The following is a 21983-nucleotide window of genomic DNA, read 5'->3' as shown; positions in this document are numbered from 1 at the left end:
CGTAAAGAACCAGAACGCCCTCTTTCCGTCGGCGCATGAAGCCGGCGGTTCCATCTCCCCATGCATAGCCAAGCAGCTTCAGCAGATAGGGAATCGACGGCGAATCATAGCGCAAAGGCAACAATCCGCGACGACGGAGGCCGGCGATGGCCTTAGTGATTGCACCCTTTCGACGATCCTTCCCCACTGCTTGTAGAACGCGCTCCACGTCCGCCTCGTCCACGATGATTTCATGGCAAGGCGGCTCGTAAGGAACGCCTTCAAAAGGCATGAAAGCAATCCGATCTCCTGGCTCCAGTTCGGCTAGAGGACGCATCCCAGCCGGCGTCCAGAACGGATGATCCCCAGTGGCCACAATCTCATCCCCCGCGCGAGTAACCAGTCGGTAAAGGATCGGATCGGCCGGCCTCTCCAGGAAACGGATCACTGGGGTCTGAGCCACGCGAGCGGCCTGGGTATCGTAGCAGGCCAGCTCTGCCTGGGGCCAATCGGCCGCCATCTCTTCGATGGAACGTGTATAGCCAAGGGAATGCAGGATGCGGGCTTCCCCGGTCAAACAGTTGATATCATAGCCGATAGCCCCCGGGGAGATGATCCCCCCCGGGACTTTGCTCGCCATCACCCCCCCGATGGGGAACCCGTAGCCCATATGCACATCCGGCATCACAACCACCGTGCCGACCAAGCCCGGCAGGGATGCCGCGTTCACCGCCTGATGCACGGATTGATCCCCCAGGGCATCCTCCAGAAGCTCCTCGTCCGCATAGATCCGCACGGGGACGTTCATCCGGGAATCGAAGGTCGTCGGAAGCTCCCAGAGATACTCATTGATCCGTCGGAAATCCTGCTTTCGAATCTCCCGCGGCATGGTCACCCTCCTCACACGTCGAATACCAGCTCCACCCAGTAATATCCGTTCCCGCGTTGGATGGCCACGTTATGATACGTCACCGCCTTAATATATTTTCGCACCTCCCGGGCCGGCTCTCCATAAGCCGCCGCGCGCAGACGACCGACGGAGTCCGGATCCTCCGGGTCCGGCAGGCGAAGCTCATGGATCTCAAACCGTCGGAAGGCCAGCCGCTCGCGCTCGGTGAAGTAGACCAGCTCGTTCAGCCAGGCCACCAGCAGGCCCTCCGGGCTGGCCGCCTCCACCTCGACCTCCCGCCGCTCGGATTCCCCCAGGGCGTCCAGGTCGACCAGCAGGCTATACATCCCCCGGGCCGCATGGACGAACAGCTCGGGCAGGGTGCGCCCATAGGCCCGGATCGCCCAGTCGGCGGTGTGGGGGATCTCCTCGAAGGGCACCTCGGGAACCGGCATCGCCTTCCTCCTCAGGCCCGCACGCGGATCTCCGCCTCGCCTTCAAAACGGCCGACGATCCAGGCCGACTCGCGAACCTCCGCCATCCGGGCGCAAAAGGTCTCCGCATCGGCCGGGGCGAAGGCCAGCAACAGCCCGCCGGAGGTCTGAGGATCGTAAAGCATGGCCTCCGTGACCTCGTCCACCAAGGATTCCAGGCGCACATGCGGCCGGTAGAACTCCCGGTTCCGCCAGAGCCCTCCGGCGAAGGTCCCGGCCTCCGCACAGCGCCGGGCGCCCGTCATCCAGGGCAGCCTCCCGATCTCCAGCGTGAGCCCCACCCCCGACGCCTCAACCATCTCCCAGGCATGGCCCAGCAACCCGAACCCGGTCACATCCGTGGCGGCGTGGGCGTTGCATTTCAGCGATAGCCGCGCGGCGATCTTGTTCAACCGCATCATCCAGGCCATCGCCTCTTCGATCTCCTCCGGGCGGGCCACCCCCTGCTTCAAGGCCGTGGTGATCACCCCGCTGCCCAGGGGTTTGGTCAGGACCAGGACGTCCCCTGGCCGGGCGCCGGATTTCCGCAGGATCCGCTGGGGATGAACGATGCCGGTGACCACCAGCCCGAACTTGGGCTCGCGATCGGCCACCGTATGCCCCCCTAGGACCACCCCGCCGGCTTCGATCACCTTGTCGGACGCCCCTTTCAGGATTCGGACCAGGATCTCCAGATCCAGGCCGTCCGGGAAAGCCACCAGGTTGAGGGCGAAGCGGACCTCGCCCCCCATGGCGTAGATGTCGCTCATGGCGTTGGCGGCAGCGATGGCGCCGTAAGCGTAGGGATCATCCACCACCGGCGGAAAAAAGTCCGTGCTCTGGACGAGGGCAGTATCCTCGTCCAGCTGATAGACCGCTGCGTCATCCGGCGTCCCCAACCCGACCAGGACCGCCGGATGGGGCGGCGCAGGGATTTCCTCGCGGAGCCGGCGCAGCACGTGCGCCAGGGCCTCAGGGGCCATCTTGCTGGCTCAACCCGCGCACGAAGCCAACGCCGTCAGGCGAATCGTCTGGTTGTCCAAAGGGCCCTCCGCCTTGGAGATGAAGCGAACACGGGGCTCACGGGAACCGCTTCGCACGGTGCTTTCATCGTTTCGCGGAACGAAGGGCACGCCTTCGGCGCACCCCTCGTTCCACTCCCCCGTCTCCAAGTATGTCCCAGCCAGTTGTGAACATCAAGAGACTGGTGAAGAGAGATTCCTTCGTAGAGCCACCGAGGCTTTTCACCTTCGGGTGATCCGCGTCCCCTGGATCCGGGAGGGATTCCGCAGCGCCTCCCGGAGCGCCCCAGGGCGCCGTCCGGAGAAGATCCAGACCTCGAGGTCGGGATCCCGTTCCACCCAGCGCAGGGCCATTTCCAGCTTGGCCCGCATCCCTCCGGTGACATCGATCCCCCGGGATCCCCCGACCGCCCCCTGGATCTCCTGAAACCGCTCGGGGGTCAAATGGGGGATCACCTGACGCCCCTCCGGTCCGTCCGCCAGAACCCCTGCCACATCCCCGACCAGCAGGATGCGGGCCGGCCGCAGGGATTCCAGCAGGGCATCGAAAACGGCCTCGGTGGAAAGGATCGCCGCCCCCCGCTCCCGGTCGAAGACGATATCCCCTCCCGTCAGGGGGATCAGGCCGGCCTCCCAGGCGCGCTGGAACGCCCGGACCTCGAAGGCGACGGGGAGCCCTCCGGCCGCCTCCGCGACCGCGGAGGGCGGGATGCTGAGGGTGGGCAGGCCGGCTTCGTGGAAGGCCCGGCGGACCTGCATGTGGAGCTCCGCCGCGGCGAGGGCCACTTCGGCGAACCCCCACCAGTCCTCCGGGCGGGAGATCCCCTGATGGATCCGGGCCCGAGCGGCCGCGGCGTGGCCGAAAGAGCCGCTGCCGTGGCCCACCAGGATCCGCAGATCCGGCCGTTCGATGAGGCCCTCCCGGATCTCCCGGGCCAGCCGGCGGATCACCCGGAGGCGGGCCCGCCGCTCCCGACGCTTGTCGGTGATCAGGGAGCCACCCAGCTTAATGAAAATCCGTTCGCTGGAATCGCGCATTCCGGGTCCCGTATGACAAACGATAGAGAGCGAAGCCACTTCTATGCCATTCTCAATCTTAGCGCAAGTGAGAAGAGGATGGAGTATGGACGGCTCGCTCCGGATATCCGTCCACCCTTTCCCCAGCCCGCCCCTCGAAGATTGTTAGGTGGGGTCTAAACACGCCCCACAGTAGTTCTGAACACCATCCTTGTCGTCGCCTCCCGGTATGTCGATCCACGCCGAGGCCAGATCATGGGGAACAGCGGGCTCGCCAGACGCCGATCCTGCCAAAGTCATAGATTAGGCGCTGATGGCATGGTCGAAGGTCTTAAAGGATCGCAAGGGGAGGGGGGAGAGAGTGCGTCCCACCATGACCCAAGAGGGACACAGGGCTGCAAGCCCGAGGAAGCAGAGCCGCCAAGCCGCCGGCAACAAGGCTGCGCATCCCAGGCAAAGGCTCCGACCCAGGGGCGAGAGATTTTTCGTCCTTTGGTAGGGGCGAAAGATTTTTCGCCCCTACCAAACGATAGCGGCGGACAAACACCGCATTCTTATTCCAGTCGGTGCAGCCGGCGGACGTTGGCGATGAGCCCCTCTACGGACGGCTCGTCGGCGCGCGGGGGCGCGCCCAAGGGGTCGATCACGTCCTCCTCGCCCAGCCAGATCCGGAAAGCCGCCAGCACGCCGTAGGCCAGCGCCTCCCGATGGTAGCCGCCTTCCAGCACAAACACCAGGCGCCCGCCGCACAGGGCGTCCGCCAGCTCTGTGAGCCGCCGGGTCAGGGCGGCCAGCCCGGAGACGGTCATCGTGAGCCCCCCCAGCGGATCCCCCCAGTGGGGGTCGTAGCCGGCGGAGACCATCAGGATCTCCGGCTCGAAGCGGCGGGCGGCAGGGGCGATGACCGCCTCGAAAAGCTGTTCGAAGCCGCGATCCCCCACCCCCATCGGCAGCGGGAGGTTGATGGTGGCCCCCTCCCCGGGCCCGGTTCCGATCTCCCGCCAGTGGCCGGTCCCCGGGTAGATCCCCCATTGATGGGTGGAAAGGTAGAGGACGGAGGGATCGGCGTAGAAGATCGCCTGGGTGCCATTACCGTGGTGGAGGTCGAAGTCGACGATCATCACCCGGCGGGCGCCGAGCTCCTCCCGGGCAAAGCGGGCGCCGAGGGCGACGTTGTTGAAGAGACAGAACCCCTCGCCGTGGTCGGGGAACGCGTGGTGGCCGGGGGGGCGGACCAGGGCGAAGGCCCGGCGGGCCTGTCCTTCCCAGACGGCGGCGACCGCGGCCTCGACCGCTCCCGCGGCGCGCAGCGCCGCCTCAAAGGAACGGGAGCTCACGTAGGTTTCATCGCCGGGGAAGTTCAGGCCGCCGCCGCCGCGCTCCGCCAGCCGCCGCACCCGCTCCACGTAATTCGGCTCGTGCACCCGGGTCAGACGCTCGAGGGGGATCGGCTCCACGGGGAGCGAGAGTGCCCGCTCCAGGATGCTATGGGTTCGGAGGATCTCCAGGATCCGCTCCAGGCGATCCCGGCGTTCGATGTGGTGAGGATCGTCGTGTTCCAGGAAGATCGGGTCGAAGGCATAGGCCACGGTCATCGAGCCCTCCGGCGTGCAGGCTGTTCGAAGAGGAGTTTAGCGGGGATCCCGTCAGGAGGCCATTCCGGCGAAATGCCGGCGGAAGTCGATCTTCCTAGGCGTTCGGCCCGGGGGTCCGCCCTCGCGGACTCCCTAATCCCTTTTTTCCACAGCTTCAGGGAAGATGGGAGTGGCAGCCCCAACTGGAAGACTAACGCTTCGTTCGGTCATAAACCGGGGGTTTGAGGAACCGAAGCGAGTCCGGAAAGCGATGACCCCTTCCCTCTCTGCAGCCCTCTGGGCCGTGGGGAAGGAGGAGAAAAATTTTTGGAAGTCGCCTCGAACCCGCTCACCGGCGGCGTTCGGGGTTGCGGTTCAGGAAGGCCAGCAACTCCTCTCGATGCGGCATCGACGGCTGCGCCCCGTAACGGGTCACGCTGAGGGCGCCGGCCGCGTTCGCCCAGCGCAGCGCCTCTTCCACCGATCGTCCCTCCCACAGCGCGGCCGCCAGCGCCCCGTTGAAGGCATCCCCCGCTGCCACCGTGTCCACCACCGGCACCTGATAGGCCGGCACCCACTGCACGCCCTCCCGATCCGCATACACGCACCCGCGCTCCCCTAAGGTGATCACCACGTGGGGACATCCCTTCCCCACCAGCACCCGCGCCGCTTCTTCGATCGCCTCCGCCTCCTGCAGCGGGAACCCCACCAGGCTCTCCGCCTCCACCTCGTTCGGCGTCAGCCAGGCGCACCAGCGATAGATTTCGTCCGCCAACGGCATCGCCGGCGCGGGGTTCAGGATCACCGGCACCCCCGCTCGAGCCGCCCGCGCCGCCGCTTCCATCACCACCTCCAGCGGCACCTCCAGCTGCATCAGCACCACCCGCGCCTCGCGGAGCCATCCCTCCAGCCGGGCCAGCTCCGCCGATCCCACCCGGCCGTTGGCCCCGGCGATCACCACAATCGCGTTCTGGCCCCCCTCCTCCACCACAATCAGCGCCGTCCCGGAGCTGGCCTCAGGGTCGACCGCCACGCCCTCCACGTCCACGCCGGCCTCCGCCAGCCCCTGGCGGAGCGCCGGGCCGAACACGTCGTTCCCCACCCGCCCGATCATCCGTGTGGGGACCTTGAGCCGGGCAGCCGCTACGGCCTGGTTGGCGCCCTTCCCCCCGGGCGCGGTGAAGAAGCGATGACCCCGCAGCGTCTCCCCCGGCCGTGGAAACCGCGGCGCCACCGCTACCAGATCCATGTTGATGCTCCCCAGCACCAGAACGCTCATGAAGCTCCCCTCCGGCGCATCACTGTGCCAACTAAAGCAGTAGTCAATATCTAACTGATACCTCCCGGTTGTATTCCCCGATGAACCAGCAGGTCACCGCTTCAGGAAAGCAATTCGATTGGGAAAACGACTGCGTCTTCCGAACATATCGGGCCCAATTCTGCCGAAGCGTCTGGAACCACCCGCTCGATATGCGCCAGTTCCCCACTTCGCTCGTCCACCGGGCGATGCCTCTCTTTGGGGAAAACCGCCCGATCGGCCTCCCAGAAAATCGCTGACGCTCCGATCGAGGCGGTATTCCGCCGGAATGGCCTCCAAAAGACAACGGCTGGTCTGCTCACCTCGATCGCCTATGACAAAGGCCAGCATCGGCTGGGCCCACTGACATCGGTCAGCCCATCGCCACCGCCTTTCTCCCCACCAAACTCCCCAGCTCATCGATTTCCAGAACGTCGGTTTCCTGCTCGGACCGGAGTGTCGAAGCGGCGAGGGTAAGTTTCATGGCTTTTCTCATCCGGTCCCCTAGAGTCGGGCGAGAGACGCTGTAGCAGCGTGAGAGGGCCCGTCTGCAGGCCCGTTCCCGGTCGGTCTGCCGAATCCGCGCTTTCTCCGCTTTAGAATAGCGGACTTTTCATCTTTAGCACCTCATAGCTAGTGCCTTGTCCACTTTTAATTTGGGGGGGTTCGGGAGCGGTGCGGGAGGCCTTTGGTCCCTCGCACCGCCCCTGAAAGATGCTTTCTCCCCCCTCCCCACATCCCGCTGGCCGTAGGGAGGGGACATCGCCTTCCGGACTTGCTTCGGTTCCTCAACTCCCCAGTTTATAACTGGACAAAGCACTATTCGCACTCCGATCCATCGGTCAAATCCCGGCGTGGCATGGCCCGTCAGTAAGCATGCCTAGAAAGTGAATGATATACAAGACAGCCACGCGATCTCAAGTCGCTGTCATCCGGGGTGTCTCCGTCCCATTAGGGGATTATGAGGTTCGCGTAGAGAGCCGCACAGCTCTCTCAAATCTGATGTGGGGATCAATCCTCTAACGTCACACCGACTATCATCTTCATGAGCGAATTCATTTCGAGGATCCCCATCATGCTGACGCGCTATACCCCGCCCGGCATCTCTCGAAACCGAGTCCTAGGAGCCCTGGCCCTGGCGCTCGCCGGACTGTTCTCCCTCTGGCTGCAAGTCCGGCTCCAGCCGATACCCACCCGTTCGCTTTCGGAGCTCCAGGCCGAACCCCTCGCCGGATACGTGCGTGTGCAGGGCACGGTCGCGGAGCCGCCCCGCTGGGATCCGAAAGGGCCCCGCCTCCTCTTCCGCCTGAACGATGGCACCGCGGATCTCCGGGTCCTCGCTTCCGGGTCCGTGGCGACGGCGCTGCAACGCCAGGAGCGGATCCCTCGAACGGCGGATGTTGTGACGGTCGAGGGGCGGGTGCGGGAAAACCCAGATTCCCGGATCCTGGAGATCCTCTCCCCGGATGGGCTGGTCGTCGAACGGCCCGAGCCGCTTTTCCCCTCTCTGGGAACGCTTCCCACCATCCCCCCCGGAACACGGGTCCAGGTCACCGGCCAGATCCGAACCGTGCGCCGCCCCTATGCCGGCCTGACCCTGGTCCGAATCCAGGATGAGACCGGGGGGGTGGAGGTGGCCTGGTATGAAACCCTGGCCGGACGGCCGGAGCTGCCGTTGGGAGCCGGGCTTCGGATCACCGGCGCGCTAGGGCTTTATCGGGACTCGCTTCAGGTGGTGCTGGATGATCCGAAGGGATGGGCCATCCTCCCCTGGGCATCGCCTCCCCGCCCTATCGCCCAGGCCCTCGGCCTCCCGGACGGCGCCTGGGTGGGTGTCGAAGGCGCCCTCCTTCAGCGCGCTGAAGGCCGATGGACGCTCCAGGACGAGACCGGAACGATCGAGATCCGACTCTCCCGGGAGCTTCAAGCGGCCCTCGCTGCCACGCCCCCGGTGGGCGCCCGGCTTCAGGCATGGGGCAGACTGCGGCAGATCCGGGGGGAAAGGGTGCTCTTCCCGGAGCTCTCGCTGGACCTACGCTGGGAGCCACCTGCGGCGACGCCCACGCCCTCCCCATCCCCCACGGCAGTTTTATTTCTATCTCCCACCCCCTCGCGCCCTCCCTCCACCCCTTCCCCGACCCCCCGCCCGCGGCCGACGGCTACGTCGTTCCCGCTGGGCGAGGTTTCGACCCAACCGTTAGGCACCCGTCTCGCGGTCGAAGGGGTTGTGATCGATCTTCAGGGCTTCTCAGCAGGATGGGCCGTGATCCTGGAACAGGGTGGGCATCGCCTCCGCCTCTTCATCCCGAATCGGCAGATGGGGGAGCTGCCCGGACGGGAGGGGCTTTACCCAGGGGCGACGATCCGGGCTACAGGGGTGCTGACCCTCTATCGAGGGGAGCTGGAGTTGCTTCCTCAGCGGGGCCGTGACATCATAGTGCGGAAGGGGGTGCGCCCCGAGGCACCCCCTCGTTCCATCGGAAGCCTGACTCCGGGCGACCAGGGCGCGCGAGTGCAGATCCGCGGGGAGGTCATAGAGGCAGGCGGCTTCTCCGCCGGGCTGCGCCTGACCGTGCGCGACGAAAGCGGGGCCATCCCGGTGATCCTGTGGGAGAACGTCGCGGCGATGGTTCCGGAGCGATTGAAAGGAAAGGGGGCCAAGGTGGAGATCATCGGTCAGGTTCGTATCTATCGAGGCGAGCTCCAGCTCATCCCCACCGTGCCATGGGAGGTTCGGTCCCCATGACCGCGCTTCCCTCCTGGCTGCGATCCCGGGCACCTTCCCCGGAGCGGCCGATCCTTCGATGGGCCCTGCGACCCCGAGCGCGGGGCCTCCTTCTGCTGACGGTGATCATCGGCTTGGCGGCGATGATCACCGGCCGCTCGATTCTGTATCACCTCACCTACATGCTCCTCGCCTTGCTGATCCTCTCGTTTGTCTGGGCCTGGAGCGCGGTGCGGGATCTGGAGATCCGGCGGATTCCGCGTTCCCGGCGCAATCAGGTGGGCGGCTTCTTCGAAGAGATCCTGATCCTCCGGAACACCGGCTTCTTCCCCAAGATCTGGCTGGAAGTCCGCGATGCCTCCACCCTACCGGGTCATCGGGCGAGCTTTGTGCTGGACAACCTGGGGCGAGGGAAGGAGCGCCTGTGGACGGTGCGGACGCGCTGTCGTCATCGGGGGCTCTATCGCCTCGGGCCCCTGACCCTGATCGGGACCGACCCTTTCGGCCTCTTTGAGGCGACCCTGCAGTTGAGGGAAACCAACGAGGTGCTGATCTATCCGCCGACATTCCCGCTCTGGCGGCTGGGCCTGCCCGCCGGTTTCTGGCGTGGGCGTGAAGCGGCACGGCGGCGGACTCCCGAGGTGACCCCCAACGCGGGCGGGGTAAGGGAGTATCAGCCTGGAGATGCTTTTCGTCGCATCCACTGGCCCTCCACCGCCCGCCGGGAGCGCTTTATGGTGAAGGAATTCGATCAGGAGCCCGCCGCGGATGTCTGGATCGTCCTCGATCTGATGGCCGACGTTCATGTTCATCAGCCGGATCGCGACGAAGAGGATTGGCCGACGGGCAAGCCGAGGCTTCTTCCCCTTTCCACAGAGGAATACGCGATTGCCCTCGCGGCCTCCTTAGCGGCCCACCTTCTGCGACGCGAGCGGATGGTGGGGATCCTGGCTTACGGTTCCCGACGGCTCTTCCTGCCGCCCCATCGAGGGGAAGGTCAGCTGGAGCGCCTCTTAGAGGGGCTGGCGCTGCTGCGAGCCCACGGCGAGATCCCCTTCCACCAGGTGCTGCAATCCCATGTGCTGCGCATGGCCCGCGGCTCCATCCTCATCCTGATCACTCCCTCCGGCGATCCACGATGGGCGATGGTGGCCCGAAGCCTGGATTCCCATGGGATCCGCGTGGCCGCGATCGTGCTGGAGGCAGCCTCCTTCGGCGGGCCGGAGATCAGCCCCCGCGTTCTCCCCATGCTGGAAAGCGGCGGGATCCCGGTCGCAGTGATCCGGGGGGGAGAACCCTTCGCCCTCGCCCTGGAACGGCTGGGTTCCGCTTAAGCCTCCCTCAAGGGATCACCAGGGGCTTTCACTTTAGAGGGGAGGATTTGTTCGGTCAGGCGAAGGCCGTAGCCTCTTTCACACTTCCTCCGCAAAGCGCGGGCTGAGGCGACGGAAGAGGGCGTATCCCACCAGCAACACCAGCGCGGAGGTGGCCAGGGTGCGTGTGAGGAAATCCGGCGCCGTGTAAGTTCCGTAGTAGAGAAGATCGTGATAGGAGGCGATAATCGACGCCATCGGGTTCAGGCGCCGGGTCCAGAGCCAGACATCGATGGAAACCCCAAGAAAGGAGGCGTTACGAGGGAGAACCGAGATCGGATAGAAAATCGGGGTTAGGAAAAACCATGCCAGCAGCAACACCTGCAGGATGTGGGCGGTATCCCGATAAAACACATTTAAGGCCGAGACGGCGAGGGCCACCCCTGCGGTGAACATCCCGTGCGCCAGCATGGTCAGCGGCAGAAGAAGCAACCATGGCGTCGGCCGGATCCCGGAAAGCCACGCGATCATGAAATAAATGGGAAGGGAGATCAGGAAATTCAACAAATTCGAAAGGACGACGGAGAGGGGAAGGACCTCGCGGGGGAAATAGACCTTACGGACCAGGGGGGCGTTGGCGGTGACGCTCTCCGCGGCGCCCTGCACGGAGATCGCGAAGGCGTTCCAGGCCAGGATGCCCACCAGGACGAAGGCATGAAAGTGCGGAAGGCTGGCTGGCCCCCGGTTCATAACGGTGAAGACGACCGTGAACACCGTCATCATCAGCAATGGGTTCATCCAGGACCAGGCCACCCCGAGAACCGAATTCCGATACCGGACTTTGAGATCCCGCAAGGTGAGCAGCCAGAGCAGATCTCGATAGCGCCACAATTCCACAAGCCCATGGAGCATCCCTTTTCCGCCTCGCCGGTAAGATCTCCCCGCTGGTTCTCCCGAGAGCGCCATGGGGATCCCGGCCGCTGACTTCCCCGGGATCCCTTATCGAAAGGCCTCTTCGGTTTTCGCTTCTCTCTGGGATGAGGCGATGGCCCATACCGGAGGACGCACGCCTCGTTGAACCGCTCGATAGATTTCCAGCAACATCTGCCCGGCGGCCTTCCAGCTGTAATGCGCCACGGCCCGGGCGCGAAGCCGTCTGCCCCGTTCCGCGGATTCCCCCGGATGACGGAGGGCATACAGGATCTGTTCCGCCAGGCTGTCCGCATCCCCGAATCGGGCGTAGTAGCCCTCGTGTCCCATGAACTCGCGGCTAACTGGAGTATCGAAGGCCACCACCGGGAGGCCCGTGGCCATGTAATTTAACAGCTTCCCGCTCCCCTCCGTGGCCGACATTTTGGGCGCCACGGCCAGCTCGCCCAACCGAAGGTAAATCGGCGCCTGCTCGTAGGGCACCTTCCCGGTAAACGTGACGTGATCCGAAATCCCCAGAGCGGCGGCCTGGGCCATATAATGCGTCTCCCCGGGAAACCCCATAATCAGGAAGTGAACCTGGGGCTCCAGGCGAACCACACGGGCGGCCGCCTGCAGCAACAGATCCGTGCCCTGATAGGGGGCCAGCAACCCCAGATAGACCACCAGATGGCGCTCTGGGGGGATCCCCCACACTTCCCGCAGGCGCTGGAGCTCCGGGATCTCCTCGGGCAGAGGAGGGCGAAAGACCTCCGTGTTCACGGCATCCGGGAATGGGATCACCCGATCCGGGGACGCGCCGAAAGCTTCGATCAGCAAGCGAGCCCCGTGAATCGTGCTGGTGAGGATCGCGTTCGGCCGCCGATCGATCCAGACTTCCAGCCGCCGCACGAGGGGATACCATGGTCCATCCGGGTTCAGGAAGCGATGGTCGATCATCTCCCCGGTCAGGCTGCCCTGGAAATCGAAAATGAGAGGAACCCGCAATAGTGCCCGAAGGGCGACCCCGATGAGCGCGCCTTCGTGAAGATGCGCATGCAGTAAGTGCGGACGCCAGCGTAACGCTGCGGCCAGCGCGGTCCCGGAGAGATAGAGATCAAAAGCGATCTTATGCCGGGAGGATCCAACCTCGTAATGAGAACGCCACGGCAGGGGAGGCGTGCGGGCGATATCCAGGCCTGGGAGATCCCGGCCCTTGTAGTAGGTCACAATCTTCACTTGGAGATTGAGGGACTGGAGGGCTCTGGCCTCCTCCAGGATGCGCACATGACATCCGTAGTCATTGAAGAACGAAGTCGGCGCGATCATCAACACCCGCATGCGATGAGGCCCCAGGAGGGATTGCCTTTGGGCCCTGGGCCAGGCGTTTAAGATGCCCGGCTCAAGGCCTGAAAGGATGCGAAACTGGACTCTGGATAACGCTGGCAGCGTGACTGATCGCCTGGGCGCTCCACTTAGAGGTGGGCATCTTCCCAACCCCAACGCGCCTTATCGCCTCCGGGAGGGGCGAAGGCGGTGAAGCCCCAGCATCGTTTCCATGAGGCCTGGCTGATCCGCCGGAACCGGCAAAGCCTGGAGGCTCTCCTGCCGGGATTTCAACCAATTGTCCCGGATCTGGCTGGCGGTGCGGAAAAGGTCCTCGAGGGCCGCCTCACCCTCCAGGCCCGTCAGCGCCTCCCGCAAACGCCCGAGCGTTTCCAGCAGGCGATCCAGCCAGTAAAGAAGGGCTTCCCGATTCGCGGTCGCCGCCAGCCGCCCGCTGGGGGCATCCGGGAGGTCCGCTGTGATCCGCGCAAAGCGGATCCCGATCGCCTGGGGCATCTCCCGTCGGGCAGGAGCGACGGACCACACGGATAGGAGGGCGGCGCCGAGCAGAGAGGGCAATTGCTCCAGGGCGGCCATCCAGCCGTCATGCTCGACAGGGTCGATAAAGAAGGGACGCGCGCCGATGCGATGGGCCAGCCCGCTGGCGGCCTCCACGGCCCAGGCAGGCGCCTGGGCCGGCGGGGTCAGGCAGAACAACGCGTCCCGGAACAGGTCGGGGTCAGGCTCCTCCCCGGCGTCCGGGCGGAGGATCGGATGACCGCCGATGAAGGGCGTCGAGGAGGAAAGGTGGGTCTGCGCCCAGGCCATAACTGGCGCCTTCAGCTCCGCTGTGTCCATCACCAGGGTTCCTTCCTTCAAGGCCGGAGCGATGGCCCGGAGGGTGGTCTCGATCTCCCCCAGGGGCAACGTTAACAGGATCAGATCCGCCTCCTCACAGGCCCCGGGCAGGTTCCAGCTCGTCCGATCCACCGCCTTCCGACGAAGCGCCTCGCGAGCCCGTTCGTGGTCCGGATCGTGCCCCACCAGCCGGGCTTCCGGCACTGCTCGTCGAAGGGCCAGTCCCAGGGAGATCCCCAGAGTTCCTAATCCCAGGATCGTGATCTGCATCCGGTCTCCCATCTCCTCCGATTCAGCGGACGTTCAGCCAGCAAGGGATCACGTAACGCCGGAGCCAGCGCTCCGCGAAGGGAAATCGATTTTTGGCGGATGCAGGTCACTTAAGGTGGCCCGCACCCACGAAAATCAAAAATATGGAACGGGGAGTCGCGTGTTCAGTATATCACAGAAAGAAAAGAAAGGGAGGCCGGAAGATTCTGTGGATGGGCGAGGCCGCCCAACGCGGCCTCGCCCGCCCACAAAAATCCACCCGTAAGAGTTACCGTTGGGAGCTGATCAGATGAGGTGGAAGGATCCTGCCGTAGAAGACTCCCTGAGGAAGCGAAGGGCATAACTTCCACACCGGAAACAAAAACCGGGCGGGGGAGATCCTCCCCCGCCCGGCGAATCCGGATCCCGCCGGCTTACGGCTCGAGATCGAACTCCTCGATATTCCACATCTCGGAGTTCGCCGTCGGATCCACGATAAAGTTCTTGACCTTCGGTGAGGCCACCGCGATCTTCAGCCGGACGAAGAGCGGCAACACTGGGAGATCTTCACTGAAGATCCGCTGGGCCTCCGCGTGCCACTTCTTCTTCTCGTCCGGATCCAAGGTGCCCAGGGCGCGGTTGCAGGCCTCATCGTAGGCCGGGTTGCTGTAGCCGGTGTTATTCTGGCCACCGGGGTTCTCATCCGACGGGATCTGATCGGTCTTGTAGAGCTCGCAAGGCGGCTCCACGCCGGTCACCCAGGCGAACTCCGCCAGATCGAATTTGCGCCCGAAGACCGGCCCGTCCGGCCAATCGGCGAAGAACTCGCGGGCCGGCTTGTAGTAGAGGTTCACCTCGATCTGGCAGTTCTCCTTCAGCTGCTGCTGGATGATCTGGGTGACCTGCTCCCGCAGCCGGTTGCCCGCGGTGGTGCCGTAGGTCACGCTGAACTTCCGGCCGCCCTTGTCCCGGATCCCGTCGCCGTCCGTGTCCTTCCACCCCGCCTCCTCCAGCAGGGCACGGCCCTTCTCCGGGTTGAACTCGTAGACCGTCACCACGTCCTTGGCGTAGAGCGGGTGGATGGATGGCATATAGACCGCCGGGGCCTCGCTGCGGCCGAACATCACCCGATCGATGATCGCCTTACGGTCGATGCAGTAAGCGAAGGCCTGGCGCACCCGCTTGTCCTGGAACACGTCATTGCCGGCGGCGATCTGATATCCCGGCGCCGGCTGGATGTTGAAGTCCAGGTGCTCAAAGACCGTGCCCAGGACGAACTGCGGCTTCAGCAACCCTTCGGCCTCCGCCTGCTTCAGGAACTCCGCCTGGGCATCGAAGGCCGCGTCCTGGGTGCCGATGTCGCAGTCGCCGGAGAGCAGCTGGGCCAGCAGCTGGTTGGTATCCTGGACAATGCGGAAGATCACCGTGTCGATCCGCGGCAGACCCTCTTTGGCGCGCCAGTAGTTCGGGTTCTTCACCACGGTGATGCGGTCGCCCCCGAAAACCCCAAAATCGAAGATGGACGGAGCACTATCTTCTCCATGGGAATCGAAAGCGCGGGGAAGCCTCGCGGACAGAGGGGGCAGCGGCGAGAACCGGGAACAGTTCCGACAACATAGATTGAAGGGCGTTGGTGAAGCCCCGCGTTTCCTCCGCATAACGCCCGCCGGTCATGGTCTGAAGGACCGCCAGGTGTTCCAGTCCCAGCCGCAGGCTGGTCTGCGCCCGGGCGATGTCCAGATCCAGATACGGCAACATGTGCACCGGCATTGCTCGCGGCAACCGGTGCCCCAGGATCGCTTCCACGTGCTCCCGCAGCCGCCCAATCAGTTCCGAGCCGGATTCCCCACGGACTTTGTTAAAGACAATCCGGACCTTGCTGGAAAAGGCATCCGGGCCCGCCATGCGGTAGACGTGAGCCAGCCAGGAAGCCCCAGCGATCAGCCCAGTGTCTTCCGGTTCCAATACGATATAAAGGATCTGGGAACGATTGATCGCCCGCAGCGAGAGGGGGGACATCAGGTTATTCCCGGTATCCAGGACCACCGTATATCCTTCCCCGGCCGCCCGTTCGATCGCGAAATCCAGCCAGTCCGCTGCTCGAGCCAGGATAGAAAACGACCGCTCGCCCATCAAGGGGTCCAGCGTCAACAACCCAGCGGTAAGCCGCAGATTCCATCGGATCCCCCGCGGCGCCGGCACCTGGGTCCAGAAGGTTGGGACATGCGCGCCGGGTTCGAACACCCCGCCGGTCCGGGAGGGCGGTGAATGAAGGCCTGCCAGCTCGATGAGAGAATAGATAGGGATTCCCTCGCCCAGCCGGAACAGATCGGGCTGGTTGCCCCGGGTGTCGGACTCCGCGTCGATAATATGCACGGAGACCCCTCGAGCGGCCAGGAGGACGGCGGCATTCGCCGCGACCGTGCTCTTCCCGGTCCCGCCCTTGGGTCCTCCGAACCCCAGGACCCGGGGCTGGCTGGTCACCACAACCGGAGCCCCGTAAACGGTCTGAAGGTAGCGAACTTGTTCGGTGGCCTGAACCTGGGCCATCAGCTCGCTCAATCGAGCGGCGATTTCCCCCGCGGCCTGCTCTGGGGGAACCACCGGATATCTGCGATGCTCCGCCCAGGTCGCCCAGGCGTTCCCAGGGGAGGCCACCACCACCACGGCTGCTCCCGTTTCAGCCGCCAGGCGGCCGACGGTCTCGGTGGTCATCCCCGTCTCGACCGCCACCGGGATGATGAGCTGCGGGCGAAGGCCGGCCAGGATCTCTACCGCGACCACCCCCGGCATCGCGTAGGCTTCATGTCCCAAGCGGGCCAGCTGGTTGGCGATCTCCCCACCGATCCCACTTAGGTTCCCCAGAATCACAATGTTCATCCGCATCGCCCTTCCCTCACCGCCGGGGTGGAGATTCAGAGCCAGTGGCTTCCGCTGGGAGGAAGAAGGCGGGTGGGCCGGCCGCCCGCCGGCCGAACCAAACCCATTGTGCCAGATCCTGCTCCGCGAACCCCGTGGAGGCCGGGATCTCGGCCCGGGCGCACGGCGGTGCCACGACGAGGTAGATCCTCTCTGCAGTTCCCAGCGCGTAGATGATCCCTTCCATCGCGCTCTGAGGAACCCCGAGCAATAGCCGCGGCGCGCCGGTGGAGGCGCTGGATGTTCTCCCAGCGGATGCCCCCTCACCGCCCGAAGGTGCCGGGAGACCCAGGACGGATCGCACCACCCCGCGGGCGAGCCATTTCGCCATCGGGCGAACCGGAACGGTGAGGCCCATCGTCCCGGTGATCTCCGGCACGGAGGATTGAGCGAAGGCTCCCTCCAGTCTAACGAAAGGATCCACGGACTCCGGGCTGCCTGCAGGCGCTCCGAAGAACGCAACCATATCCAGACAGTCTCCGGGGCGCAACACAGAAAAAGGCGGCGCCTGGATCCGATCCGTATCCTGTAATGTAAGCAGCTGCTCTCCTTCCACCATCACGGAAGAGAGACGAGCCGCCGCTGTGAACTGGCCAGAGGGAAGAATGGCGGTGCGGGGGATCGCCGCCCCTGCCGGGATGAACATCAGCACCGTTCCCCCTGCGTAGCGCGGGAGTTCGGCTTCCTGAATCATTCCCCGAATCGCCGGAGCGTCGTAGGCGGTAGCCGTTCGAAGCTTGTCCTCGGTGAGCGCATCCCCGGGGTGTAAGGGGACTGCCGCCACGGTAATCGTCACCTGATCTGGCACACCTGCTGTGGCGAGCATCCGGGTGGCCATCGCCACGACGGCCGCCAGCGCCAATCCAAGCAATAAGGGAAGCATCTGTCGCACTCTTCGCATAATGACCCCCGAGCAAGTCTCCGGATAGGAAGATCCACTAGGGGACGACCGGGAGGATGATCCAGCGGCCCCGACTGGGCTCCGCGAGCCACGCCAGGCCTGGATGATCCTTCGCGATGGGGGGCGCCCGCCGATCCTCCGGCTCCGGCAACAACCGCCATCCACGCAACCCCAGCCCATCCCGCCCCGCCCATAGCCAGATCCATCGCCCCGATCGTCGTAGCATCAACGGGATTTCCTCCCCATACCCCAACCGCGTTCGGAAAACGTCCGTGTCCGTCACCACCAGGACACCCCCGGTTCCCTCCGCCTCGCCGGCCATCGCCCGTTTCAGGAAAGCCTGCGGATCTTCGAAGCCTTCTGCCACCCTCTCCAGTAGGCCTTCGGGATCCCACACCAGGATCTCCTCTCCCATCCCTCGCAGCCGCCTCACCAACCCTTCCATTGCTCCCCGTCCCCAAGCGATCTCCGGCGCTATCCCCAGGGCCGGACGCCGCCGGTCCAAAAGGAGGACGGCGGGCTGAAGGTCCTCATCCCACCAACCCAGAGGAAGCATCACGCCCTCCTCCGCCCGGACGGCCGGTGGCAGATCCGACCCGGATCCCTGGGGCGCCCGGGGCAACGGCGGCGCGGGCGGCGCAGCAGCCTCCCGCCGCCTCAGCCGGATCTCCCGCCATCGTCCCTCTCCCCACCACCGGCCCTGAAAAGGCGCCTCGGGGGCCGGCAGGCGCCCTACCACCGCTTCCCAGTCCCGGGCCTCCATCGCCAGGACCACCCGATGGGCCGGCCGCCCCCGCAGCGGCCGCCACATCACCTCTCGCCGTGCCGCGGTCCAGACCCATAGCTCCGCTCGATCCCGCGTCGCCTCCAGCCCGGCCTCGATCATCGCCTGGGCCTCCTCCGCCATCCCATCCACGCCGTCCAGCACCAGCAGGGACGGGCCCTCTTCCCCCTGCAAGGCCCGGAACAGCCGACCCATCCCCTCTCGGTCCGAGGGATCCACCCGGACGGTCCACGCCGCATCCTGCCAGTCTCCCCGATCGTCCACGAGGAAGACCCGCCGACCGGCGCAAGCGGCCGCGGCCGTCATCGCCCGCAACACCCGCGTCTTCCCTGTCCCGGACTGTCCGATCAGATGCAGATCCGGGGTCCGATCGTCGCAGAACACCCACCGGATCTCCCCGCGTTCCGGGAAATCCGCCACCCCGATCCCGATCCGATGGCAACTCTCCTCCCTCGGCGCTCCCGGATCCTCCGGCAACGGCGGTGGGGCCAGTCGAGGCACCGGGGGATCCAGCGACCGCAAAGCGGCGACCAGCCGGTCCAGATCCCGGATTCCATCGCCACCGACCCGCTGGCGTCGAAGTTCCCGACCCGGATCGGCCGGATCCATCCCGATCTCCTCCCGGACCCCGATGGAGAATCCTGACACATATCCGAAGCGGATCCGCTGGAACACTTCGTTCTGCCCCACCTGGATGAAGGCCCAGCCGCTTCCCGGCAGATATGCCGCATCCGGCCGCCCCAGCACCGCTGTCGATTCCTCCGGCGTTTCACAGCGCAGCGCAATCCGCACCCGCAGGTTTGCCCGGAGTTCCCCCGGCACTGCCGCCCCCAGCCGTTGCGTCGCCAGCACCAGATGCATGCCGAGGCTGCGCCCCAACCGGGCCAGGCGGATCATCCGGCCCATCCCATCCGGGATCTGATCCAGCATCTCCGCGAACTCGTCGACCATCACCACCAGATGGGGAAGCCCGGCCGCGTCGGCATGATCCGCCCCCCTCTCCGCCAGGATCCGCTGGCGGCGGTCCAGCTCCCCCTCTAAGGTCTCCAGCGCCCGGGCCGCCTCCCGCGCGTCCAGGTTCGAGAGCAGCCCCACGCTATGGGGCAGTCCTTCCAGCGGCGCGAAGGCTCCGCCTCCCTTGAAGTCGATGAAGAACAGCTGCGTCCGCTCTGGAGGAAAATGCAGCGCCAGCGCCAGGGCAAGGGTCCGCATGGCCTCGCTTTTGCCCGACCCGGTGGTCCCGATCACCATCGCATGCGGGCCGTAGGCGCGATCGTGGAGATCCAGAACGAAAGGTGTCCCCTCATCGGTGTAGCCCACCGGAACTCCCAGGCCCTCCCGCGCGAAACGGGCCGCCCGGATGGCCTCCGCTATCGTCTGTGGATCCGCCAGACCCCATAGAGCCGGCGCCGGGCGAACCGCTGCTCCTTCCCCCCGTCCCATCGGCCGCAACCGGGCCAGCCCCCGAGCGATCGCCTCCGCCTGGGCGAGGGAGAGCCGGGGAGCCGGATCCTCGCCTTCCAGGGACTGTCCACTGGTCAGATCCAGGACCCGAACGTTCCCATCGGGCATCCAGATCCCCAGCGTCCGGATCCCAGCTGGCACGGGTGCCCCGGGTGGAAGGATCAAGATCGGATGGATCCCAGCGGCAGGACCTTCTCGCAACAGAACCCCCAGGCGGGCATCCGTAAGCCATTCGGCATCTCCCAGGGCCAGCACGGCCGGGCCCTCCAGGCCGCCTCCGCTTCGCCGGCGGAAGAAATAGGCAAAAAGCTCCTCCCGGATCCGAACCGGCCCGCCGGCGTAGCCCTCCCGCAGCTCTCCAACATGCGGCAGCCAGCGGAGGAACGCCCAATAGGGATCCCTGAGGCCCACCCGAATCTCCAGCTCAGCCGGGGAGTGGGTCAGCGCCAGCTCCAGCAGCACCCGGGCGAGAGCACCCTCTAGGCCCGGGAAGACCACAAGGGCCGTCGAGGCCCGGAACGAAAGGGGCAGCGGGCGCTCCACCTGAGCGCTCATCGCCGCCGCCAGCGCCCGGGCGGTGCTCTGCAAAGAAAGCGGCAGATCCTCCGGGTCCGGAGGGCGACGATTGGGACGGATGAGCAGCGGCACCCGGCGCACCCCGGCTCGGACCATAAGGAAATCCGGGTCGCCCCGGTGGCGGAACCAGAGGTCGGTCCCCGCCTGCAGGCGCTGGGCCAGTTCCTCCCAGGATGGGAACAGGGCTCGCTCCAGGATCTCTTCGGCGCTTCGCCAGGCCTCCAGCTCTGCCAGGAACCGTCGTAGCCGTCGCTCGGCCCGCTGGATGGCCTCGGCGGCCTGGGCGCGGTGGCGGCGCAACGCCCAGCGATACTGGATCTCCCCGGCCAGGAGAGAGGAGCCGGCCGCCAATGGGATGAAGAGCAGATACATCCATCCCCTTCCCCCGAAGGCCAGGGGGCCCATCAGGCCATAGACGGCCGACATCAGAAACCATGGCGCATAGGTCCACCAGGGCGAGCGCTCGGGCGTTGGGGGAAAGCCAGGCAGATCCGGGATCTCCGGCGGATCCTCCGGAGGCGGTGGCAGGCGCCGCGTCCCGGGCCAGATCCGCACCGGAGCTGCCTCCGGGATGTAGACTTCGAGGCCATCGCGTTGCTGCCACAAGCCCATCGCGATCGATCCCCGAGAAGCCAGGTCATCGGCCGTTCGTGCCTTCGGGCCAGATCAGCAACCGCACGCGATCCGGCGGAGGATCTTCTGGGAACCACCGCTTCCAGGCCTGGGCCAGCTCCAGATCAAAGGTCGGCCAGGCGGTGACCGGGGAGAGCTCCAGCACCTGCGCTTTTCGAAGAGATCCTCTGGGGAGAACCGGAGAGGCGAATCGGGATCCCCGTTCCAATGGGGCAGGATCGATCTCGGGCCGGGTTAAGAGGAGCCTCCCGGCCGCGCTCTGGAGCAGAACCCATCCCCGACCCTGTCGCTCCGAAGCCAGCCCTCTGGTGATCCCCTCCGGCAACGGAAGGCGCGCCAGCGCTTCCTGAAGCCAGGCCACCGGGTCCTCGATCCGGATGGCGCCGGCGGCGGTCGCCCGGGAGAGCTGGATATGGCGGATCGCCCACTCGTGCAGCACCTCGCCCACCTCCCGGATCGCCTGGGCTTGGCGGGCGTTCCCGTAGGTGATCAGGGCCCCCAACAGGGCGAAGCCCCCAATCAACAGCAGCGCCAGAGCCAGATCGGCTTCCGTCATCTCACCCCTCCTTCGCGAAAGATCTTCATCCACTGCCGAACTTCATCCGGGCGCGGATCCCATACCCAGGAGACGGCCAGGAGGATCATCCCCAGCGCCAACCCCAGCAGCCACCATGGACGGGCGAGGGGCTGGACCCCGAACATCACCCCGTCGGCCACCGTCAGCCGACCATGCAGCGGAAGGGCCAGCAGTTTCGCTTTCGACCCTTTGGATAGCGGGAAGCGCCCATCGGAGCCCGTGGTGATCCGCTGGCCTTCTACCTCTAAGATCGCCCCGGGGATCCCGGGCTCCCCGGGATCCGGGCGGCCATCCCCGTCACGATCCAGGAACACCATCCCCATGATCGTCACCGGGGCTGCCGGCGTCGGCGCAGGGGGATGCGTGGGGGTTGGCGTCCACGTCGGCGTGGGCGCTGGCGGGGGTGGAGGCACAGGCGTCTCCATCGGCGCCGGCGTCGGCGTGGGCACGGGCGTGCGGGTAGGCCGAGGCCGGGTCCGGGTCAGCGTGGGGGAAGGC

Annotated in this window: 16 protein-coding genes and 1 pseudogene; 2 read left to right on the top strand and 15 right to left on the bottom strand. The window is 65.8% G+C overall.

Annotation, left to right across the window (positions count from 1 at the left end; all coding sequences use genetic code 11):
- The 6 genes from NZM16_RS08160 to rbsK form a co-directional block, all read right to left on the bottom strand.
- On the bottom strand, positions 1-868 hold an 868-nt coding region (locus NZM16_RS08160; RefSeq protein WP_295479829.1), incomplete at its 3' end, for an RtcB family protein.
- A gap of 11 nt (positions 869-879) precedes the next feature.
- Positions 880-1323 (bottom strand): archease, encoded by a 444-nt coding sequence (locus NZM16_RS08155; protein WP_295452151.1) that lies wholly within the window; start codon positions 1321-1323, stop codon positions 880-882.
- An 11-nt stretch (positions 1324-1334) separates the two neighbouring features.
- Positions 1335-2384 (bottom strand): selenide, water dikinase SelD, encoded by a 1050-nt coding sequence (gene selD / locus NZM16_RS08150; RefSeq protein WP_295452153.1) that lies wholly within the window; start codon positions 2382-2384, stop codon positions 1335-1337.
- A 201-nt stretch (positions 2385-2585) separates the two neighbouring features.
- Complete coding sequence (locus NZM16_RS08145) at positions 2586-3401, bottom strand: isopentenyl phosphate kinase (protein WP_295479827.1); 816 nt, start codon at positions 3399-3401, stop codon at positions 2586-2588.
- 533 nt (positions 3402-3934) lie between these two features.
- Positions 3935-4975 carry a histone deacetylase gene (locus NZM16_RS08140; RefSeq protein WP_295452156.1) on the bottom strand — a complete coding sequence of 347 codons (1041 nt, stop codon included), beginning with the start codon at positions 4973-4975 and terminating at the stop codon, positions 3935-3937.
- A gap of 328 nt (positions 4976-5303) precedes the next feature.
- The gene (rbsK, locus tag NZM16_RS08135; protein ID WP_295479825.1) at positions 5304-6233 is read right to left on the bottom strand and encodes a ribokinase; all 930 of its coding nucleotides are present in this window, start codon (positions 6231-6233) and stop codon (positions 5304-5306) included.
- Between the two features lie 1093 nt (positions 6234-7326).
- On the opposite strand from rbsK, the gene NZM16_RS08130 reads away from it, so the two are divergent.
- Positions 7327-8997, top strand: coding sequence for a hypothetical protein (locus NZM16_RS08130; protein ID WP_295479823.1), 1671 nt, complete (start codon positions 7327-7329; stop codon positions 8995-8997).
- Positions 8994-10310, top strand: a complete 1317-nt coding sequence (locus NZM16_RS08125; RefSeq protein ID WP_295452069.1) for a DUF58 domain-containing protein — start codon at positions 8994-8996, stop codon at positions 10308-10310. Before NZM16_RS08130 ends, NZM16_RS08125 begins: the two co-directional genes overlap by 4 nt.
- Positions 10311-10388: 78 nt before the next feature.
- Here the strand turns inward: NZM16_RS08125 and NZM16_RS08120 are convergent, their stop codons facing one another.
- From NZM16_RS08120 to NZM16_RS08080, 9 genes and pseudogenes are all read right to left on the bottom strand, one after another.
- A complete protein-coding gene (locus NZM16_RS08120; protein ID WP_295452067.1) occupies positions 10389-11201 on the bottom strand; it encodes an ABC transporter permease in 813 nt (270 codons plus the stop codon).
- Between the two features lie 87 nt (positions 11202-11288).
- Positions 11289-12539, bottom strand: a complete 1251-nt coding sequence (locus NZM16_RS08115) for a glycosyltransferase family 4 protein (protein ID WP_295479821.1) — start codon at positions 12537-12539, stop codon at positions 11289-11291.
- Positions 12540-12707: 168 nt separating this feature from the next.
- Complete coding sequence (locus NZM16_RS08110; RefSeq protein WP_295479819.1) at positions 12708-13652, bottom strand: prephenate dehydrogenase; 945 nt, start codon at positions 13650-13652, stop codon at positions 12708-12710.
- A 413-nt stretch (positions 13653-14065) separates the two neighbouring features.
- Complete coding sequence (locus tag NZM16_RS08105; RefSeq protein WP_295479831.1) at positions 14066-15118, bottom strand: ABC transporter substrate-binding protein; 1053 nt, start codon at positions 15116-15118, stop codon at positions 14066-14068.
- A gap of 43 nt (positions 15119-15161) precedes the next feature.
- A complete protein-coding gene (locus tag NZM16_RS08100; RefSeq protein ID WP_295479817.1) occupies positions 15162-16511 on the bottom strand; it encodes a hypothetical protein in 1350 nt (449 codons plus the stop codon).
- A 16-nt stretch (positions 16512-16527) separates the two neighbouring features.
- The gene (locus NZM16_RS08095; protein ID WP_295479815.1) at positions 16528-17451 is read right to left on the bottom strand and encodes a hypothetical protein; all 924 of its coding nucleotides are present in this window, start codon (positions 17449-17451) and stop codon (positions 16528-16530) included.
- A gap of 37 nt (positions 17452-17488) precedes the next feature.
- Positions 17489-20887: an FtsK/SpoIIIE domain-containing protein gene (locus tag NZM16_RS08090; RefSeq protein ID WP_295479813.1), complete on the bottom strand. Its 3399-nt coding sequence runs from the start codon at positions 20885-20887 to the stop codon at positions 17489-17491.
- 25 nt (positions 20888-20912) lie between these two features.
- Positions 20913-21464 (bottom strand): hypothetical protein, encoded by a 552-nt coding sequence (locus NZM16_RS08085; RefSeq protein WP_295479811.1) that lies wholly within the window; start codon positions 21462-21464, stop codon positions 20913-20915.
- Positions 21461-21983: pseudogene (locus NZM16_RS08080) on the bottom strand (hypothetical protein); the annotation flags it as partial. The pseudogene NZM16_RS08080 and the gene NZM16_RS08085, both read right to left, overlap by 4 nt.

The sequence above is a fragment of the Thermoflexus sp. genome (assembly GCF_025055495.1).
Lineage (GTDB): Bacteria > Chloroflexota > Anaerolineae > Thermoflexales > Thermoflexaceae > Thermoflexus.
The sequence above is the reverse complement of the archived record's forward strand: the minus strand, read 5'-3'. Positions and strand labels throughout refer to the sequence as shown.